This is a genomic window from Candidatus Nitrospira salsa, assembly GCF_965152625.1.
In genome coordinates, this window is record NZ_CBCUCO010000004.1 from 628,582 (window position 1) to 647,057 (window position 18,476).

The 18,476-nt window shown below is 47.1% G+C and carries 17 protein-coding genes and 2 tRNA genes; 6 read left to right on the forward strand and 13 right to left on the reverse strand.

Going from position 1 to position 18,476, the window contains the following annotated elements:
• The first annotated feature begins 48 nt into the window (after positions 1-48).
• Positions 49-540 (forward strand): group I truncated hemoglobin, encoded by a 492-nt coding sequence (locus ACWQXP_RS16985; RefSeq protein WP_454064053.1) that lies wholly within the window; start codon positions 49-51, stop codon positions 538-540.
• 114 nt (positions 541-654) lie between these two features.
• Here ACWQXP_RS16985 and ACWQXP_RS16990 read toward each other — a convergent pair whose 3' ends face one another.
• Positions 655-1,551: a vitamin K epoxide reductase family protein gene (locus ACWQXP_RS16990; RefSeq protein ID WP_454064054.1), complete on the reverse strand. Its 897-nt coding sequence runs from the start codon at positions 1,549-1,551 to the stop codon at positions 655-657.
• A gap of 148 nt (positions 1,552-1,699) precedes the next feature.
• On the opposite strand from ACWQXP_RS16990, the gene ACWQXP_RS16995 reads away from it, so the two are divergent.
• From ACWQXP_RS16995 to ACWQXP_RS17005, 3 genes are all read left to right on the forward strand, one after another.
• Complete coding sequence (locus tag ACWQXP_RS16995) at positions 1,700-2,392, forward strand: transposase (RefSeq protein WP_454064055.1); 693 nt, start codon at positions 1,700-1,702, stop codon at positions 2,390-2,392.
• Between the two features lie 57 nt (positions 2,393-2,449).
• The gene (locus ACWQXP_RS17000; protein WP_454064056.1) at positions 2,450-4,132 is read left to right on the forward strand and encodes an acetolactate synthase large subunit; all 1,683 of its coding nucleotides are present in this window, start codon (positions 2,450-2,452) and stop codon (positions 4,130-4,132) included.
• Positions 4,133-4,509: 377 nt separating this feature from the next.
• A complete protein-coding gene (locus ACWQXP_RS17005; RefSeq protein WP_454064057.1) occupies positions 4,510-5,187 on the forward strand; it encodes a GDSL-type esterase/lipase family protein in 678 nt (225 codons plus the stop codon).
• 305 nt (positions 5,188-5,492) lie between these two features.
• Here ACWQXP_RS17005 and ACWQXP_RS17010 read toward each other — a convergent pair whose 3' ends face one another.
• From ACWQXP_RS17010 to ACWQXP_RS17060, 11 genes are all read right to left on the reverse strand, one after another.
• The gene (locus ACWQXP_RS17010; RefSeq protein WP_454064058.1) at positions 5,493-6,482 is read right to left on the reverse strand and encodes an NAD(P)H-quinone oxidoreductase; all 990 of its coding nucleotides are present in this window, start codon (positions 6,480-6,482) and stop codon (positions 5,493-5,495) included.
• Positions 6,479-7,462, reverse strand: a complete 984-nt coding sequence (locus ACWQXP_RS17015) for a transposase (RefSeq protein WP_454064059.1) — start codon at positions 7,460-7,462, stop codon at positions 6,479-6,481. The genes ACWQXP_RS17010 and ACWQXP_RS17015 overlap by 4 nt, the downstream gene beginning before the upstream one ends.
• A gap of 168 nt (positions 7,463-7,630) precedes the next feature.
• The gene (locus ACWQXP_RS17020; RefSeq protein WP_454064060.1) at positions 7,631-9,049 is read right to left on the reverse strand and encodes a KAP family P-loop NTPase fold protein; all 1,419 of its coding nucleotides are present in this window, start codon (positions 9,047-9,049) and stop codon (positions 7,631-7,633) included.
• Between the two features lie 1,047 nt (positions 9,050-10,096).
• A protein-coding gene (locus tag ACWQXP_RS17025; RefSeq protein WP_454064725.1) for an IS1 family transposase occupies positions 10,097-10,779 on the reverse strand; the annotation gives its coding sequence in 2 pieces (ribosomal slippage) (positions 10,097-10,453 and positions 10,456-10,779; 681 coding nt in all).
• Positions 10,780-10,867: 88 nt separating this feature from the next.
• Positions 10,868-11,029, reverse strand: coding sequence for a hypothetical protein (locus ACWQXP_RS17030; protein ID WP_454064061.1), 162 nt, complete (start codon positions 11,027-11,029; stop codon positions 10,868-10,870).
• A gap of 85 nt (positions 11,030-11,114) precedes the next feature.
• Complete coding sequence (locus ACWQXP_RS17035) at positions 11,115-11,522, reverse strand: HEPN domain-containing protein (RefSeq protein ID WP_454064062.1); 408 nt, start codon at positions 11,520-11,522, stop codon at positions 11,115-11,117.
• Positions 11,512-11,859: a nucleotidyltransferase domain-containing protein gene (locus ACWQXP_RS17040; RefSeq protein WP_454064063.1), complete on the reverse strand. Its 348-nt coding sequence runs from the start codon at positions 11,857-11,859 to the stop codon at positions 11,512-11,514. Before ACWQXP_RS17040 ends, ACWQXP_RS17035 begins: the two co-directional genes overlap by 11 nt.
• A 51-nt stretch (positions 11,860-11,910) precedes the next feature.
• A tRNA-Lys gene (locus ACWQXP_RS17045) sits at positions 11,911-11,986 on the reverse strand.
• Positions 11,987-12,086: 100 nt separating this feature from the next.
• A tRNA-Arg gene (locus ACWQXP_RS17050) sits at positions 12,087-12,162 on the reverse strand.
• A gap of 160 nt (positions 12,163-12,322) precedes the next feature.
• Entirely contained in the window at positions 12,323-13,180 is an 858-nt protein-coding gene (locus tag ACWQXP_RS17055) for a hypothetical protein (protein WP_454064064.1), read from the reverse strand.
• 64 nt (positions 13,181-13,244) lie between these two features.
• Positions 13,245-15,260, reverse strand: a complete 2,016-nt coding sequence (locus tag ACWQXP_RS17060; protein WP_454064065.1) for an ATP-dependent helicase — start codon at positions 15,258-15,260, stop codon at positions 13,245-13,247.
• 534 nt (positions 15,261-15,794) lie between these two features.
• On the opposite strand from ACWQXP_RS17060, the gene ACWQXP_RS17065 reads away from it, so the two are divergent.
• Together ACWQXP_RS17065 and ACWQXP_RS17070 are read left to right on the forward strand one after the other, a co-directional pair.
• A complete protein-coding gene (locus ACWQXP_RS17065) occupies positions 15,795-16,658 on the forward strand; it encodes a hypothetical protein (protein ID WP_454064066.1) in 864 nt (287 codons plus the stop codon).
• 386 nt (positions 16,659-17,044) lie between these two features.
• Complete coding sequence (locus ACWQXP_RS17070; protein ID WP_454064067.1) at positions 17,045-17,470, forward strand: hypothetical protein; 426 nt, start codon at positions 17,045-17,047, stop codon at positions 17,468-17,470.
• Between the two features lie 69 nt (positions 17,471-17,539).
• On the opposite strand, the gene ACWQXP_RS17075 is transcribed toward ACWQXP_RS17070, so the two are convergent.
• Positions 17,540-18,397 carry a HEAT repeat domain-containing protein gene (locus ACWQXP_RS17075; protein WP_454064068.1) on the reverse strand — a complete coding sequence of 286 codons (858 nt, stop codon included), beginning with the start codon at positions 18,395-18,397 and terminating at the stop codon, positions 17,540-17,542.
• Positions 18,398-18,476: the final 79 nt, after the last annotated feature.

Consider the following 18,476-nt stretch of genomic DNA (forward strand, 5'->3'; position numbering starts at 1 on the left):
CATGATATATCCATGAGCAACCTATTTTTTCATCTAAGGAGAATGTTTATGACTGACAGTTTTCTGCGCCGTTATCGAATCATTGTGTGTTTGAGTGCAGTTTGTCTAATTGGAGGGGCGTTTCAGTCCGTGAGTTTTGCTGATCAAGAAAAATCACTTTATGATCGTCTTGGCGGTTACGACGCGATTTCAGCTGTCGTTGACGAGTTTCTTGAAAGAATATGGGATGATCCGGTCGTTGGACGGTATTTTATTGGTATGGGAACCGATACCAGAAATCAATTACGACAAAAGAACAAGAACTTACTCTGTTTCAATACCGGTGGGCCTTGTAAGAAAATCAATCGTCCGTTGGAACTGACACATGAAGGTCTTGGGATCACGGACAAAGAATTTGATATTGTGGCCAAACATATCGCCAATACCCTCAAGGAATTTAAGGTCCCTCAGAAAGAGTTTGATGAGGTCATGAAAAAAGTTGGCGGTCTTCGACCATATGTCGTGGATAAGAGAATTGACGGACCTAGCAGTAAGTCCTAATACTTGCGTGTTGTTTTTTAGAATGCCTCTGGCTTGAGCTATAGCCGACTCAATAATTTCCGTACCCTTGACGGGTTAGATACCGCGTTGAAAATCCCATGGCTCAATTGGAACTTATTTGGATTCGCTATAGTCATCCTTCCAGGTAAAGCCGGAGGCGGAGGCGAGTGAGCGAGGGGTCTGTAGGCCCGTGTAGCGTTGGTCGCCGATAATCCATGTGGGATAGCTTCGAATTTTCTCTTTGGCACAAGGTGGGGTCAGAGCGCTTCCGCGTCCGCCAGAGCTGCACTCGACGTAAGGAAGCCGCCTTGCCGAGGCTTCAAACACTTCTTTCTGTTCCTGACAACGAGGGCACCAGTACGCACCATAAAATTTGGCCCCTGTTTTGTCGAGGTGAACCGCCAGGGCTTGCAGTTGTGGATCTTCTGGCCCTGCTGCCGCACTAAAAAGACCGCTATAGTGCAAGTGCAGAACTCCAACAATGAGTAGAGCCACCACAGAAGCCTCTTTGACGGAATTCACCCAGTTGGTCGATCGCTGAGCAATTGCCAGAACCATCATGGTCGTAATGATGGCAAACGAGGCGAGACAGTAAGGGCAGGTGGCCTCAATCTCTACCACTGACACGATCGTCAGATAGGCGCTAATGGCAAACCCGCAGATTGTGACAAACACCAATGGCCGCCCGTGTTTGGACTTAGTTCGATTGTTCCAGATGATGTTAGCCAGCAAGATATAGGTGAGCAGGCCATAGAAGGCCATGGGAATGCCGAGTAGTGTCGACCAGCGACTGGCCTGGACTAAATCGCAGCCAGATCCCTCACTACAAAAGGCCGGATGGTCTTCGAACCATGCGACGTACGTAAGGTAAGAGGTCAAAAGAATGCCAGCGGTTACCAGCACAAGAAGGGCGATATTGAGTGGGGGAATCGATTTCGACTCAGCAGTTGAGGCATGGCTTGTCGCACGTCCTGAAGCGTCTGAGTGTTTCCGTTTACTTGCCTTAGCCATGGAGGTCAGGATCGGAAAGTGAGCAATAATCCAACTCTATTCTTATACCATGAGTCTGCGCACAATACAATATAAGTGGGGTCAGACTCGACTTGATTGATGCATTATGTTATATCTCCGTCTTGGCTTTAACCTAAGGGGGGATTTTATGGCGCGTTTGCCTCGATTTTTTGCTCCAGGCTATCCTCTTCACGTGATTCAGCGGGGGAACAATCGTGGAGCCCTGTTTTTCAAAAAATCTGACTATCCGCTCTACCTGGAGTTCCTAACAGAGGCGGCTACTCGATACGGGTGTGCCATTCATTCTTATGTGTTGATGACGAATCATGTGCATCTGCTCCTGACACCTGATCAGCCTGAAAGTTTGCCCAAGACGTTGCAATCGCTGGGAAGGCGGTATGTCCAGCATGTGAATGCCAGCCATCAGCGGACGGGTACATTATGGGAAGGTCGTTATCGAGCCACGTTGATCGATGGTGATTCGTATTTTCTCACCTGTTGTCGGTATATTGAGCTGAACCCCGTTCGAGCGGACATGGTCGTTCATCCGCGAGAATACCTGTGGTCGAGTTATCATGCTCATGCGAATGGCAAACGAGATCCGCTCTTGACGCCTCACGCGTTATATCGCGGGTTAGGACGAACAGCGGTGGAACGACAGAAAGCCTACCGTGCATTGTTTCGGCATCATCTGAGCGGGGAAACGTTAGAAGAAATCCGAGAGGCGACCAATAAAGCTTGGGTATTAGGCAGTGACCGTTTTAAAACCCGATTGGCTAAGAAAATGAATCGGCGCGTGTCTCCTCTCCCGCGAGGCAGACCGCGATTGGGATCGGAATAATTGGATGCCTATCTTTTTTTCATCTGAGTAGCAACTGTTCGAGGAAGGACTAGTCATATGGGTTTGTCCACTCACAAGGGTCGTCGGTCGAGTACGTCTGTCAAGGCATCTGATTTGTTTGTTCAATCACTGGAAGCGGAAGGTGTGGAATATATTTTCGCTCTTCCTGGTGAGGAAAACTTGGACCTTCTGGAATCATTGCGGTCATCGAGTATCAAGCTTGTGCTCACGCGTCATGAGCAGGGTGCGGCCTTTATGGCGGCAACCTACGGACGCCTCACCGGTAAGGCTGGTGTGTGCTTAGCGACCCTCGGGCCAGGCGCAACAAATTTAACGACACCAGCAGCTTTTGCACATCTTGGCGGGATGCCACTGATTATGATTACCGGCCAAAAGCCAATTAAGAAATCCAAACAAGGTCAATTTCAGATTATTGATATTGTGAGTTTGTTTGAGCCGATTTGCAAAATGTCAAAACAAATCGTCCATGGCAATACTATTCCTGCCATTGTCCGTGAAGCCTTTCGTTTAGCAGAAGAGGAGCGTCCTGGCACCGTGTTGCTCGAGTTGCCGGAAGATATTGCTGCGGAAGAGACCGACGAACAAGTCGTGAAACCCCATGAGCGTTATTATGCCGTCGCCGATGATGCGGTGCTGGATAAAGCCGTGGAGCTCATTCACGACGCTAAGATGCCGCTGATTCTGATCGGAGCTGGCGCCAACCGCCAACATGCGCGTCACGCACTCTGTGATTTTGTGCAATCAACGCGTCTGTTCTTCTTTAACACGCAAATGGGTAAAGGCGTGGTCGATGAACGTTCGAAGCTGTTCCTGGGCACAGCGGCGTTGTCTGATGGAGATTATCTGCATTGTGCCATTGAACGTGCCGATTTGATTATCAATGTTGGGCATGACGTCGTTGAAAAACCTCCATTCTTTATGAAGGTAGGTGGGAAGAACGTCATTCATGTGAATTATAAATCGGCGCGAGTCGATCAAGTGTATTTCCCGCAGGTCGAGGTGGTGGGCGATTTGGCTCGTTCCATTCAGCGCCTACAACACAAACTTGGCGGTGAAGTGCCATGCGAGACATCCTATTTCGAGAAAATCCGTGCTGAAATAGAATCGCATATAACCGAAGGCGCTCATGACCCGCGTTTCCCAATTATTCCACAGCGTATTGTCGCCGATACGAGAAAAGTCATGGGTGAACACGACATTATTGCCTTGGATAATGGGATGTATAAACTCTGGTATGCGCGAAACTATAAAGCCTATCAACCCAATACCGTGCTCTTGGATAATGCCTTGGCCACGATGGGCGCGGGATTATCGTCGGCGATGATGGCGGCCATGCTGTTCCCGGATCGTCGCGTCATGGCCATTTGTGGTGATGGCGGGTTCATGATGAATAGTCAAGAGTTGGAAACCGCCGTGCGGTTAAAGCTGAGTCTTGTGGTGGTCGTATTGAATGATAACGCCTATGGGATGATTCGCTGGAAGCAGACTGGGTCGGGATTTCAGGACTGGGGGCTGGATTTTGGTAATCCCGATTTTGTGAAATATGCAGAAAGTTTCGGAGCCGCTGGCCATCGTGTTGAGGCGGCAGATGCGTTGATTCCCATATTAGAAAAAGCGTTTGAGACGGGTGGGGTCCATTTGGTTGACGTACCGGTTGATTATTCTGAAAATCAAAAAGTCTTGATCGATGAATTAGCCGAAAAGGTCTGTTTACTATGAACAAAAATCAGAAAAAACAATTCGACATAAAACCCACTTGAAACTGTTGATCGCTATTATCGGTAAGTTCCGTGAAAAAGGTCTTGTTTGATCTTTCCCAATTTGCCAACATGAAGGTGCAGCGGATCGTCTCGTCAGGCTCAAATGCTTGTTGACCATGTGAAATCTGACGTACTGTCTCGGTGTTGAAGAGGGTTAGATAATAGAGGGTAAGGTTTTCTAGATCCTTAGTAGATCGTAAAAACTAGACGCGCATACACGAGAGAGGAGTCATGACTGGAAGAGTATCCATTGTGCTTCTGGTAATGTGCTTGGTTTTTCTGACGAGTATTGCAGTCATATCTTGGAAGGACTCAATTTCGGCAGAATACACTATCATGCCTCTTGGCGATTCTCTCACGAAAGGCTGTTGCCCCGTTCCTCCTCCCGCTTGTGACCTCGGATACAGGTATTCTCTTTATCGCAAACTGAGTCAGGCGAATCATGTGGTGAATTTTGTTGGAAGTCAGACGCATCCCCAAGACGATTGTGCCTCATCTGATATCCCATTTGATTTTGACCGGGAGCACGAAGGATATTATGACAAGACCGCTGACTGGGTTAGAGATAGAGTCAGGGTATTTCTTCAGGCGAATCCAGCTAAAATCGTACTTCTGCACATCGGGACGAATGATCTGAGGTCTGGCCAAGAACCAAGCGATATCGTTATGGAAGTGAGTCAGCTCCTCGATGAAATTGACCAGTACAGCTCAGACGTGACTGTGATCCTTGCTCTTATAATCAATAAGGTGCCTATAAGCTCGATCTACACACACTATAATACCCAGCTTACAGCGATGGCAGAAACTCGTATAGCAAATGGCGATAAACTCCTGGTTGTCGACATGGAGAATGGTGCAGACATTGATTACCATCTTCAAGATGCCGATGGAGATTTTGTCGATGCTTTCCACCCCAACGAAAGCGGTTACACCAAGATGGCGAATGTGTGGTATGACCGCCTCACCCAGTTGCTCGATTCCCCACTAGCACCAAACCAGCCGCCCTACAATTAGACTCCTCGTTTCTCACAGATGTTCGTTAGCCTATAGCCGGCTCAGTTATACCGAAACGATAAAGCGCCAACTTGTCTAATCTTGAGATCCAATAGGTGTGAGAAGACGTCGGTCATGGTCAGTTATCGCCGATTCCATGAACGTGGGGACCGCAGTGAAATTCCTCATAATTTCGCTGAACGTATGTGGATTCGCGATAATCCAAGCGTGTAGAACCTTCGGATGTTTGAGATGAAAACTTGCACTGCGTGAGGTGGCATGCCCAGCTGAAACTTATTTGGATTCGCTATAGTTAAAGAGGCTTGCTATTCGAAGTTTCGGACATCCAATACAATCTTTCCGATATTCCGATTGGCTTCCATATAACGATGCGCGTCGGATGCCTTGGATAGTGGAAAGACGGAATCGATCACGGGACGAATCGTGCCCTTGGCAAAATGCGCGAGCCACCGTTTCACAAAGCGTTGAGTCATAGCAATTTTTTCATCCACAGATCTCGTCCGTAACACTGTGCCCTTCACGGTCAGCCGCTTCGTTAGCAACGGTCTCAAGTCGGTTTCCTGTTTCTCTCCACTCAGCAGTCCAAAAATCACCAGTCGCCCCAGCGGTGTTAAACAGTGCAAATTTCTTTGCCAATTCACGGCACCGACGGGATCTACGACTAGATTGACGCCTTTCCCCTCGGTCTGCATTTGTACCCATTCGGCAAAGTCCTGCTCTTGGTAATTGCAGCCGGCGTCAGCGCCGAGCTGTGCGGCCATCTGTAATTTTTCTGTAGTCCCCGCTGTGACTAACACGTATGCGCCAATGGATTTTGCCATTTGTACCTGAGCGGTCCCCACGCCGCTGCCTGCGGCATGAATCAACACGGTTTCTCTGGATTGAAGCCCTCCAAGAGTCAATACCGTTTCCTGAGCCGTGAAAAAGGCTTCAGGGATGGCGGCGGCTTCGTTGAACGAGAGCCCTTCAGGAATTTTCATGGCGAGCCGGTAATCAACCACCGCGAGTTCCGCATACCCACCGCCTCCGACTAAGGCAACAATGTTCTCACCTGGAGCAAATCCCTCCACGGCTTTTCCACATGCCTCAATTTCTCCTGCCAGCTCAAGGCCTAAAATGTCAGATTCTCCTGGTGGCGGCGGATATTGGCCACGTCGCTGGAGGAGGTCGGCTCGATTCAGGGCCGTAGCGTGAACGCGCACGAGAAGTTGATGGGCCTTCGGTTGAGGGTCTGGCACGTCAGTCACTTGCAGCACCTCAGGGCCGCCGGGTTCTGTAAAGGTTATAGCTTTCATCGCGTGTCTCGAGAGGAAGAACGAGCCAAATCCCGTTTAATACGCCTCACATGCCGTTGTAACGATTGGGTTTCGGCCAACCGCGTCTCAAACTGACGAATGCTGCTGCTCGCACTGGCGTAATGTTTCAATCCAAATCGCTGGGCAATCTCTCCCAATCTCATGTCCGCCTCCCGTTGACACAGATACATCGCGAGTCCTCGGGCCGGGTTGTTTGACGTTCGCCCCCTTTTTAATGTCCTTATGCTCTTGGGATTGACATTCAGACGTTGACCGACGACTTCGATGATGCGTGTAACCGTTGGCTTGACCCGTGCCTCTCGCAAATCTGGCACATCAATAACCTTTTTATTCCGTAATTTAAGGGTCTGTTTAAACGCATCACTTCCCAGAACCGGCGGTTGTTTGCTCTTGGCATAAAACTCTAATATTTCGTCATCAATGCCTTCCGCGACAAAGGCTTTGTAGGCCTCAATCGGTCTCCTGGAGGACAGGGATTTTAGGATATAGGCGCAGGTAAGCCATGGCGGACGTGTGTGTGTGCCGATGTAGGCGAGATAACTGGACCATCGATACTGATCAAGCCGTTTCACTCGTCCGGCCTCCAATGGATTCCGGTGAATATAGCGGGATAATTGCGTCCAATACGCCTGGGCTTCGACCAAGATGGCCTTATACCGCCCTCGAAATAAGGGACCGTCTCGTCCTTCCGTTCGATTGTAGAACTGGGTATACAACCCATTCAGGTGCCGCATGATCCGTTGCAGATTGGCCTCTGGCGTGCGCACCAGCAAATGGTAATGATTGTCCATCAGGCAGTAGGCATGCCACTCTGCGTTGAAACGGTCAGAGGTTTCGGCCAATAAAGCCAAGAAGTACTCGCGCTGCTCGTTATTGGTAAAGACCGCCTTGCGCCCAGCCCCGCGATTCATCACGTGGTACCACGCCCCGTCAAATGTTATTCGTAACGGTCTAGCCATAATGCGTCAGTATACATTTTTCTATACGATAAAACTAGATTTGACCCCATTTAGATTTGACCCCATTTACATTTAAGCGATCCCAGCTGAAAGTGTTGCACTTAGAATTAGCGCCTAAGCCTTTAAAGGACTTGAATAATTAGTGCACATTTTTTCATCTTTCAAGTCCTAATCATTCCAGTCAAACCTTCCAATGAGTTCAATTTTATCGACTAATTGAACGAATAATTGTTTCCCATTAGAACCTAGCTTACGCAAGGTAGTATATACACCTTCCTGGTATCTTAACTGTAAGTTTTCTTGCAGTTTTTGGAGATAGTTTTCTTCTTTTTGTGTTTTCTCAAATCTTTGCAATTCCTCCCTAATTGCAGCTGGGGTGTATTTGGCTGATCTGAGGAAGGCGTCTAAGCTACTGCCCCATTGCAAGTTGAAACGCCAATCTTCCCTACCTGAAAGGGAATTTATTTTAAGCAGTATGTCATACGGAGAAGTAGTTCCCTTCACAATTTCTTGATAAAAATCTTCCTCTTTAACCCTTATGGCTATAAGTACCAATGCGAATGATGAGTGGTGAAAACTGTCGTCTTGGGTCATTCGCAAGAATAAATTGAACCGAGAACATAAGTGAACCTGTTCCCGACAAGATAATGATAAAAGCTGAGAAAGGTCTTTAAATTCATTCAAAAATTCGTTTTTGTGTTCATCAATTCTCAGCCTGCTCAATAGAGAATTAGTTCCCATCGTTTGAAAGAGATAATTGGAAAACTCAGGTCCAGATTGCTGTTTTAATTTGTAATCAATGTCTATAAACCGCCTAAGATATCCTGCGACATCCATTCCGCTGCCATAGACGACTTTCATAGATTCCCCAAGTTGCTTTCTGTCTATGGCCAGAACAAAGACCATTCCCTTAACATTAAAAAAGTGCTTTATTCTTTCTAAAAGCTGAATGGCAAAGGGCGGTCGGCATCTATCAAGCTCATCGACAAATACAATAAAAGGTTTTCCCTCGAATTTAGTTTCTCCAAGATAATTAATGAAATCCTCCAACTTTTCTTTAAAGGCGCTAATACTCTTTTTACTTTTTTCGTATTCTTTGAAAAAATCCTCAGCAAGTCCTTCGGTGAGGTTTGTCAATTGATCTAAAACTTTTCCATCTACTGATAAGATGCCTCCTGAGGCAACTCTCAGCATAAGTGGAAGGGCTCTTTTTAGAAATGTTCCACCTGCTTTTTTCGTTTCACCCAGTGCCCTCTTTAATTTTCTCTTTACTTTAGGATCGCTTATTTCAAATAGATCAAGTTCCTTTTCTAATTCTCCAATGAAAGAGACTAAGGGGTCTGCGGTAAAATCGTTTTCCCAAGCATTATAAATCAGGCAGGGAAATTCCTTTCTTATAGAAGCCTGCCACATACGAAGAAAGGTTGTTTTTCCTGTTCCCCAACTGGAATCAATGGCTAGGACAGAAGGTTGGTCAAGAGTAGAAATTATTTGGGTAAGCTGAGCTATCTCTCTATTACGACCTAGTTGATCATTTTTGAACGGTTTATCTTCTGGAATTTCAATATCTGCTAGTCTTAAGTCCATACTTTCCCTTTTCTTCTGATTCTTCAACAAAAGAGAATAAGCTTTTTCCTGGTTTTCCTCAGAGGCTCAGGAGTCAGTAGGTGACGGGAACTAAAGGAACAACTTTCTAATATGTTATAAGCACCAGTTCTTGAGAAAACCTGTTGTAGGATCTGTTTATGGATTTTGCTCTGATCCCACATTCAACCGTCAAGTGTACCACGGGCTTCGCGAAAGACTTCGTAGGGCGCCCGATACTGTAAGCACTTCGGCGGTCGGTTGATCAATAAATTTTCGATGCGATTGACTTGAATTCAAGAAAATTGGAAAAATTAGTTGGACAGACTCTCCGGTAACTTTTTCTTGATTATGTCTAATTTGTTGGAAATTGAACTGATCTTTGTGAGCAGTTTTGTGTACAGTCTTAGGGTCAGATCTAGTTTTATCGGTTTTAGAAGATTTTGCAATTCTAATCTTATGCTAAGCGAGCTCCAAGCTGACGAACGCTGGTTCCTGTGAAAGATTTTCGGTGCAGCTGGAAGTTGGATTTTGGTCATTTCTTTACTTTACGTCGAGCTGAAAAATGGCAATTACTCTGGTTCAAACAACTTGGATAACCCCAACTACAGTAGATATGGATAAGAATTTTTGCAGAATTATTTACGATGTCAAGTGAATCCATCAAGATTTATGAAATGTAAGGCCGCTGATATGGAATGAACCGTGTCAGAGTTAAATGAAGCGATTGTTCTTATCGTTAACGGAGTCTCGAATGGTCGGAAAAGGCCTGTTAAGGATGTGGGGAAACGTCAAACTCGATTTGATGTTGAGTCAACTCACTAAGCTGTTTTGCAGCGCAAGATCTAACCCAGATTCGCCCGCCTCAATAAAAATGGATTAGGTCAAACAGACATAAGCCATCGATAAAATTGGTGGGTCGTACAGAGGTCGAACCTGTGGCCCGCTGATTTAAGATTCGTATCTCGTTATTCGTCGCTCGTATCTCGCATAAAGAGCTTCTTTACTTCCCACGAAATACCATTTATGAATAATAAAGAGGAGGCATTGTTAAATTAAGATATCTTTCAGCTCACCGTTCCATTTTGCCATTACGAGGTGCACCGAATACCGCAACATCGTTTCGCTTTTGCTGTAACATTTGGTTTTCCGACGGAAGCGAGCCAGAAAATGTCGAAACAAACTATTGTAGCCCTCGACCGTGAAGGTTTCCGCTTTGGACTGCACATGCTTCGTCGGCGGGAGGAAGTGTTCATACGGTTCCCAATAGTCGGTCATCACTTGCGCAATCCGTGGGTGCTTGATGGTCTTCCATAAACGGGCTCCGGTCACGACGCCTCGCGTGCCAGTGACAGCAGCGAGGAAGCGTTTGCCAAGTCGATCAACAGCAAGCCAGACCCAACAGTAGTTTTTTTATGTCTCACATAGCTATGCAATTCATCGAGTTCGACAATCTGAGCGGCCGGTCGCTTGATCGACTCCACGGTTTCCCCAAACGCTTTCACCCACTGATAGACTGCGACATGGCTAAAGCCCACGATTCGCCCAATAGATCGAAACCCCAAGCCTTCCAAATACAGGGTCAATGCCAAACGGCGTTGGGCGGGAGTGGCCGTATCGGATTTCTGGGCAACGGTAAAAAAGAACGCACACGCTTTACACTTGTAGCGTTGCCGTCCGCTCTTGAAGCCACTTTTCACTTTGTCGGGACTCGTACACCGAGGGCAATTCAGCATAGTCGCCTCCATGATAAGGTGAGGGAGACGAGTTTATCGTATATACCTTAAATTAACAATGCCAAAGAGGACAAGGGGGACGTATTCATTTTTCAAATTCGCTGTTGGGAAGCTTTGCAAGATTGGGATCGATAAGTATGAGATTCGTGCCCGTTTTCACCCTGGAGTAATACTTTCCTCTGACAGCACCCTTCAATTGGGAAAAGTCATATTCGGCACGCATCTCATCTCCCGAGTGTTTCGCCATACTGTGTTCTCTCCCTTTTCGTTGCCTTACTCGTTTGGAGACGCCTTAAATGCAAAAAGTAATCTAGTTAACACACAATTACTTGCTAGGGTCGAACACTTTCAGGTAGACGCGACAAGATTTCATCAAATACCGACTGGGCGGTAGCAAGTGCATCTTTAGCTTCCCCCTCTGTTGGAATTTCGGTGTCTCCTGGATACCGGAATTCCCAAGCAAAAACTGTAAGGTCGCGAGCCGTTGTGAGTATGGATATTAAACTGGGATCAATATTTTCGCACTTTTGGCCCAGTTCATCAAGATCATGGGTTTTTCGAAAAACCTGCTCGTGGGCTGCAAGGAAGCCTTTCATAGATTTTTCTGCAGCCTGTTGGCAGTGGAAAAGTGCATCCTCGATAAGTGGTGGGTTGGCCGCTAGATCGATATCGGCCCCGCGAAGATCGTTGGCTGCTTTTTGAAACCACGCTTTCGCTTCGGCTGTAGTTTCAGGCTGCATAGAGAAGAATCCCTTCCCGCTCGACAGTGGCTGGGAGGGAAGAGGGCGCTTTTCGTTGACTCTCGAACTCTTTTTTCGTCAGAACAAGAATATCTTTAGATGCCCCTACTCCTGTAAGGACTCTGAATGCTTCTTGATCGCGCCGATACCGCGGCAGCGATGAATCCTTAAGCACCATAAGCAAGTCGTAGTCGCTGTGCGGTCCTGCTTCTCCGCGTGCAACAGAACCAAACAGGTAGATGCTTTCCGGGTGAAATGCATTTGTTAATCGTTGTATTATTTCAGTGAGGATAGAGTCGTGGAGGAGTTCTTCAGCGTGTTTCGATATGACAGCCATACCTTAAGTTATTATATGCTCAGGCAGTGTCTTGCGCTTACGTTGAAAAATTGGTGGGTCGTACAGGGATCGAACCTGTGGCCCGCTGATTAAGAGTCAGCTGCTCTACCAGCTGAGCTAACGACCCACCGAGAGGGATAAAAAAACGTATCTCGTTATTCGTGAAGCGTATTTCGTGAAAAGCAAAGAGAGTTTTTACGAGATACGAGCAACGTTTCACGCTTTTGTGGTGCGCCTGGCAGGATTTGAACCTGCGGCACCTGGCTCCGGAGGCCAGTGCTCTATCCACTGAGCTACAGGCGCAAAATTCCTTGACCAAGCCAAATTGAAGCTAGCATGGATTAAATATCGAAGTCTAGCTAGATGCGATTCCTAAAGCCGGACTAAATTTCTTCGAACTTTTGTTGTATGACCTGCGTTGTGTCGGACAGCATTGTTCGGATTGGTATTATTGGGTTTCGCTTTACTCACATGACGGTGGTGGTTCGCCTGCGGCTTGGGCCTGCTCCATGACGGCGGTTGAGGCTTGGACGATCTCTGGCGGCGATTTGAGAATATCCGTCAGGATTCGTTCGACGTCCTGGGTAGTCATACCGTTTGATGGGGCGATGAATCGTTTTCTGGCTACGCGACGCTCTTCAGGGTCGTCAGGTTCATAGTACCCGAGCAGTTCACCGCTTTGTGAGGCTTGTGTCAGTCGCTGGCTCCAGTTTCTTACTGCCTCAGGATTCCAGGTGGCGTTGGTCATATCGCCTTTGAAGATTTCCAATTTACTCCAGACAGCCCACCCGACAAAGACCGCCCATGTTTCGTTGAGCACTTCCCAGGCATCTTCTTTAGAGAGAAACCTTAGTTCAGTTGCCGCCTTTCGTTGGCGAATGGGGTTAATGCGGACAAAACGATAGTGACAGCGCAATTGATCGTTGGCTAAATTGAGAATTGCTTGACCTGTCGGGCTGAGCGCTTGGGGATCGGGCGCGGAAAAAAGAAAGTCCAGGTATGCATGAAATAATTCATGATACAGCAGGCCGAGGTCATGGTGAGTCATACGATTCAGTTCGGCTAAGACGCCGCCGGCTTTGTTAAACGAGAGCCGCATATTCAGGATCATCCGATGGTCTTCCGGGTGATATTCCGCGGCATAGGTTCGGAGGTCTTCAAAAACCACGGTGACAAATTTTGGGTCAATTTCTTTGAGGAATTCCGTTGGCAGACCATGGGCTTCGGCCTGTTCAACGAGTACGGGCCATGGGTGTTGGGCCTGAGTTCGAGCTGACGTCTGATCTTCTTCAGCCCATATGGACTGAGGGGCAATTGTCACGAGAATGCTTGTTGTTATTGCGAATAGAATGATTGCGGTTGTTTGTCGTCTCCACATCCTCTTCTTAGCTCCAATGATACGATTGATCTTCTTCGATGAGATTCCAGGTTTCCATAAACGATGACGGAATGTCATCAAGAAATCGTGAAGGTTTTGATAGCACCGATCCGGTCATTTTGTCGTACACATTAATGGGATAGGTGAGAAATAATTCTTGTTTGGCACGAGTGATCGCGACATACAAGAGCCGACGCTCCTCCTCGAGTTCATCGTCTTCAGCGAATGAATAGGCGGAAGGAAATCGTCCATCAACGAGCCAGATGACAAACACGCATCGCCATTCCAGGCCTTTGGCTGAATGGATGGTCGAGAGGACGAGGCGTTCGTTGTCACGATCCGGGGCTTCGATGTCGATGATACTTTCATTTGGCGGTTCGAGCGTGAGGTCTGCTAAAAAATCACTCAATTGGTGGTAGCGTTCAGCCATGACGCTCAGATGCTCTAAGTCTCGAATCCGTTTAGGATAGTCATCGTATTGATCTTTGAGCACCGGCAGATAGTATTCCATGGTTTCGCCAATGAGTTCGGCTGGGGTCAAGGTGTCGTGTTCAGCGACAGCTTCGAGCAGTGATGCCAGTTGCCGAAGGCCATGAGCTGATCGTCCTGTTCCGCCTTTTAGGACTTCGTAAGGCCGCGCGGTATTGAGGAGTGCGACGAGGACATCTTTGGCTTTTTTCGGGCCGACCCCTTCGATCAACAGGAGAATGCGATTCCAACTGACCGTATCAAGTGGGTTATGCATGACTCTGAGATGCGCCAAGAGGTCTTTGACATGGGCGGTCTCAATAAATTTGAAACCGCCTCGTTTCACAAATGGAAGATTGCAACGAGTGAGTTCTAACTCAAGATCGAAGGCATTAAAGCTGGATCTAAAGAGGACGGCGATCTCATCAAGCGCGATGCCTTCTTCTCTGAGTTCCAAAATCTTTTGCGCAATAAATCGTGATTGGGCATTTTCTCCAGTGGCTTGCACCAGAACAGGGAGCGGTCCTTCTAGTTTTTTCGTAAAGAGTTCTTTTGTATATTTTTCTGGAGCCTGTTCGATGAGGCGATTAGCGAGTTGTAACACGGGTTGAGTGCTACGGTAGTTTTCTTCGAGTTTGTAAATCGTGGTATCGGGAAATAATGTCGGGAATTCCATAATATTTCGGAATGTCGCTCCCCGAAAGGCATAGATCGATTGAGAGTCGTCGCCAACGACCATCACGTTGTCGTGAGTGGCTGCCAGTTTTCGAACCACATCGGCTTGTAGCCGATTCGTGTCTTGGTATTCATCAACTAAAATATACCGAAAAACTTGAGAAATATTGTGACGAGCGGTTTCGTCAGTGTGGAGAAGTTCACGAAGTTTGACGAGTAAATCATCATAATCTACTAATTGACGCTGACGCTTGGCTGTTTCATAAGCTTGCTGGAGTTTGGTGAGTTCTTCTAAAAATTCACCAAAGTGAGCATAGTCATTCAGTAGAATATCTTCCGCACTTTCAAGCGTATTCGCACTCTTACTGTAGATATCGGCGATCGTGCGTTTTCGGGGAAACCGTTTTCCGACATCATTTAAGCCCAGTTGTCCGCGAAGTAGGTTGATGAGATCTTCTGAGTCTCCACGGTCGAGAATGGTGAAGCCTGGCTCGAGTCCCACGGAGCGACCGTAACGCCGCAATAAAATATTGGCGACGGAATGGAAGGTGCCTCCAGCCACCTGTTCGCTTCTGCCTCCAATTAAATACCCCACTCGGTCGAGCATTTCTTGTGCCGACTTTCGTGTAAAGGTGAGTAAGAGAATTGAGGCGGGGGGGATGCCTAAATCAATGAGCCGAGCCACCCGATAGACAAGCGTCCGTGTTTTGCCGCTTCCGGCTCCAGCGATGACCAATGCCGGACCGTTAACGGCTTCGACGGCAGCTAATTGTTGAGGATTCAACTCCTCGGCGTAATTGAGAGATAGTGTTGGTGCTGGGGCATCCGCCGCCGGACGTTTCAATACATAAAGTTTTGAGCCCGGAGTTACTGAATCCATAAATACTCGTAAATGCTGAATTGAGTGAAGGGTGAGGCCTCGCGTGTCATGAAGACCCCAATATTTGAAATCGATGCTCGTCTCGACATGCGTTGTTCGTTGCCCATGAATCGTATCTCGTAAAGAAAAAATAGAAAAATCTTCTCACGAAATGCGAGATACGAACAACGAGATACATTTTTTTCTTCCACAAGCGACAAAATACGTTTTTTCCTTCTAGTGGCGTGTATAGCATACGAGTTCTGGGGTTGCAATGATTGGTCATTCTTGCCGCGAACCCTAAAAGTTTCAATGAGATACTAGCCATACTCTTTGAATAACCAGGCTTTTCTCGGGCATTTCATTTATGGCGAAGAATTCTTTCTCTGTCCAGTATCATCGACGATGCCTACCCATTTCCACGGGAAATCAGCGTGAGAGTCATAGAAGAAATACATAACTCTGCCTTCAATGCACGGATTCGTGATACCTTGGACAGGTCCAGAAAGTATGCGGTATACTTTTGCTTTACTATCTCTCATGTAAGGCGGCGCTATGAAATTAACTGAAACCTATGGACCTATCTTGAAGGACCTTGCCGATACCATGCTTGGTGTTGCTAGAGAGTCGGTTGCGTTGATGAAGCGAACCGACCAGAAGCATTCGTTGAAGCTTAATCGCACGCAAGAGTGGGAAGTCTATTTAGAGTTCCTCCGCGTGCAATTTAATCTTATTGATCGTTTGTCCGCGTTCCATATCCCTATTCAAGATCAACCGGAGTTTATGAATAGTCTGGAAGATTCTGTGAGCGCGCAGTTGCGCACGAATTTAGCACCGACCATGAGTGCCACTGAAATCGATGATATGGAGGTGACGTTAGCGATTGGCAAGACGGTGTCCGAAAGTCGGCAGATTTATGAGCGACATAAATTTGTGGTGACTGAAGAAAGTAAGGAGCGTGATGCCTTTTTTCAAGCCTTTGCCGTCCGAGTTACGGGCAAAATGGAAGCTTCAGGTAGTGAGGGGCTAACATCTGCCGCGTTGTTATGTGTCAGTTCCGTTGTTCCAGCATTGAGCAAACTATTTGAAGATGCGACAGCTTCATCGTCTCAGTCCAAGAGCACAGAGTCTGTAGAGACAGAAGTCAGTGAACCTTCAGATTCGTCTTCGACGATTCCCCAGGATGGGTCAGAGCGAACTCAGACCATTAAACTCGTTCGTGTGATGTCAAAAGTTTCAGGAGAAGAAATTGATTCGTGGTGGGGCATTCACCCTCAGTTTCAGCGTGATCTTCAGCCACAGGAAGCCAAAGAGTTGACTCAGCATATGAATCGTGTGACTCGCATTATTGGAGAACGTTTTGCTGTGGTCGCATCGCTAGCTCAATCAAGCGGGGATCAACCAGTTGGGCATGCTTAGCCCTCCTAAGAGATTTGTCGTTATCGCATTGTGCTTGGTCCTGCTCTCGAAGTGGATTCTTGATAGACGAATTAATACTGGTATACTTGAATTCACACATCTGTAACGAATCTAATTAATTTATAAGAGTCAGGAAGCTTGGCTACTTTACTCGGTAATCCTGTATGTACCGAAGAGAGAGCTAATGTTGAGGCCTCTGTCCCCATCTAACGAGCTAATCTAAAGTAGCCAAGACAGCGTAATTTCGCGCCTCAAATCTCTGAAGTTCATGGTGGCCATTCCCAAAACCATTCCTCTAAGATTTTCATGATAACGCTAAATAACGGCCCTTTATGGTGTATTATGATGTCACGTTTCTCTAATGTCCTGTAATGCGGGGGTGTCTTGTGAAGATGTTGCTCTTTTTGGTCGTATTGGCCGCGGTGTTTAGCCTTGGATACTACACAGGGCAACGTCCCGACGAGATTAAGCAGAAGATACGGGATTTATCAGGAGACGTGATTGAACAGACAATAGGATTAGACCAGAAACTTTCGTTGCGACGAGAGTTTCTTCAGGCAAAGGCACGGCTTATCGAAGGGAAATCTAAATTGTTGGACCATCAGTACAAGGATGCAGCTAAGGAATTGGGTCTAGCGTTTGAACATTTAGGTAATGCGAAAGCTGCTGAAGGCAATGGCCACGTAGGGAAACGAGTGGAAGAACTTATGTACGAAATACTTGAGGCGCAACAACGTCTAGTTCAAGGGGAGGGTGTTTCACGAGAAACGCTTGACCTGGTTCAGGCCAAGCTTGATGAATTACTCCCGTAGTTTCTCTTGAAGAAAAGGTGGACCTGTATCTATTTGACGTTCACCTTTGTTGAGTTTTCTTTTCCTGTCTTATGCATTCACTGGTTGTTTTTTCCAAGCACTCAGCATTCGCTCGATTCGCATTTGGACTACGACATCAGGATCTTTCAACAGTGGTTTGATCGCGTCGCGTCCCCGCGGGTCACCGATTTTTTCTAAGGCGGCCGCAGAGGTTAAGCGAATCCACCAATCATCATTTTTGAGGTTTTCGATGAGGGGATCGACTGCTGCTGGGTCTTTGATCTCTCCCAGTGCGAGAATCGACTGTTTTCGTACAAACTCATCTTTATCATTGAGTGCTTTAATGAGCTTTTCTACCGCTGGAAGTCCAAGTTCCGCAAGCGCATTGGTGGCGTCATCTTTAAATTCATCATTCTTCAGCATAGAAATAAGTGGGTCGAGAACACGTTCATCGTTAATTTTGCCAAGGGCTTTGATCGCATATTTCCGTGAGTCCCAATCCCGTAAATATCTCAGCAGTATGTCGACCGCGGGTGAACCGATCATGGCTACGGCTTCAACTGCGGCTTCTCTGACCTGCCAGTCGCCATCTCGCAAGCATCGGGCGAGTGGTTCGATGCATCGCTCATCACCCATTTCACCGAGGGTAATGACGGCTTCTTGGCGAACGACCCATTCGGGGTCTTGAAGTAAGTCGATCTGGATATCAATTTCATCTTTGACTTTTTCTTCTTCAAATTCCTCCTCGGCTTCTTCCTCAGATCCCTCTTCCGTCGCACTGGCTTCGGTGAGGGGCGTGTCGTCCTCAGCAGTGACAGCATCAGCGACTTCGTCAACAAACTCGTCACTCACATTGAGATCGGTAGGGTCTGCTTGAGCTTCTGTTATTTCTGGTTCATCTTGTGAATCTTTAATTTCGTCACTCATGTGAAATTCCTTCCTTCACCCTATCTGTTACCGCTAGTGATGGTCCTATGACCTTCTCTTTGAGATGAACTTTGATTGT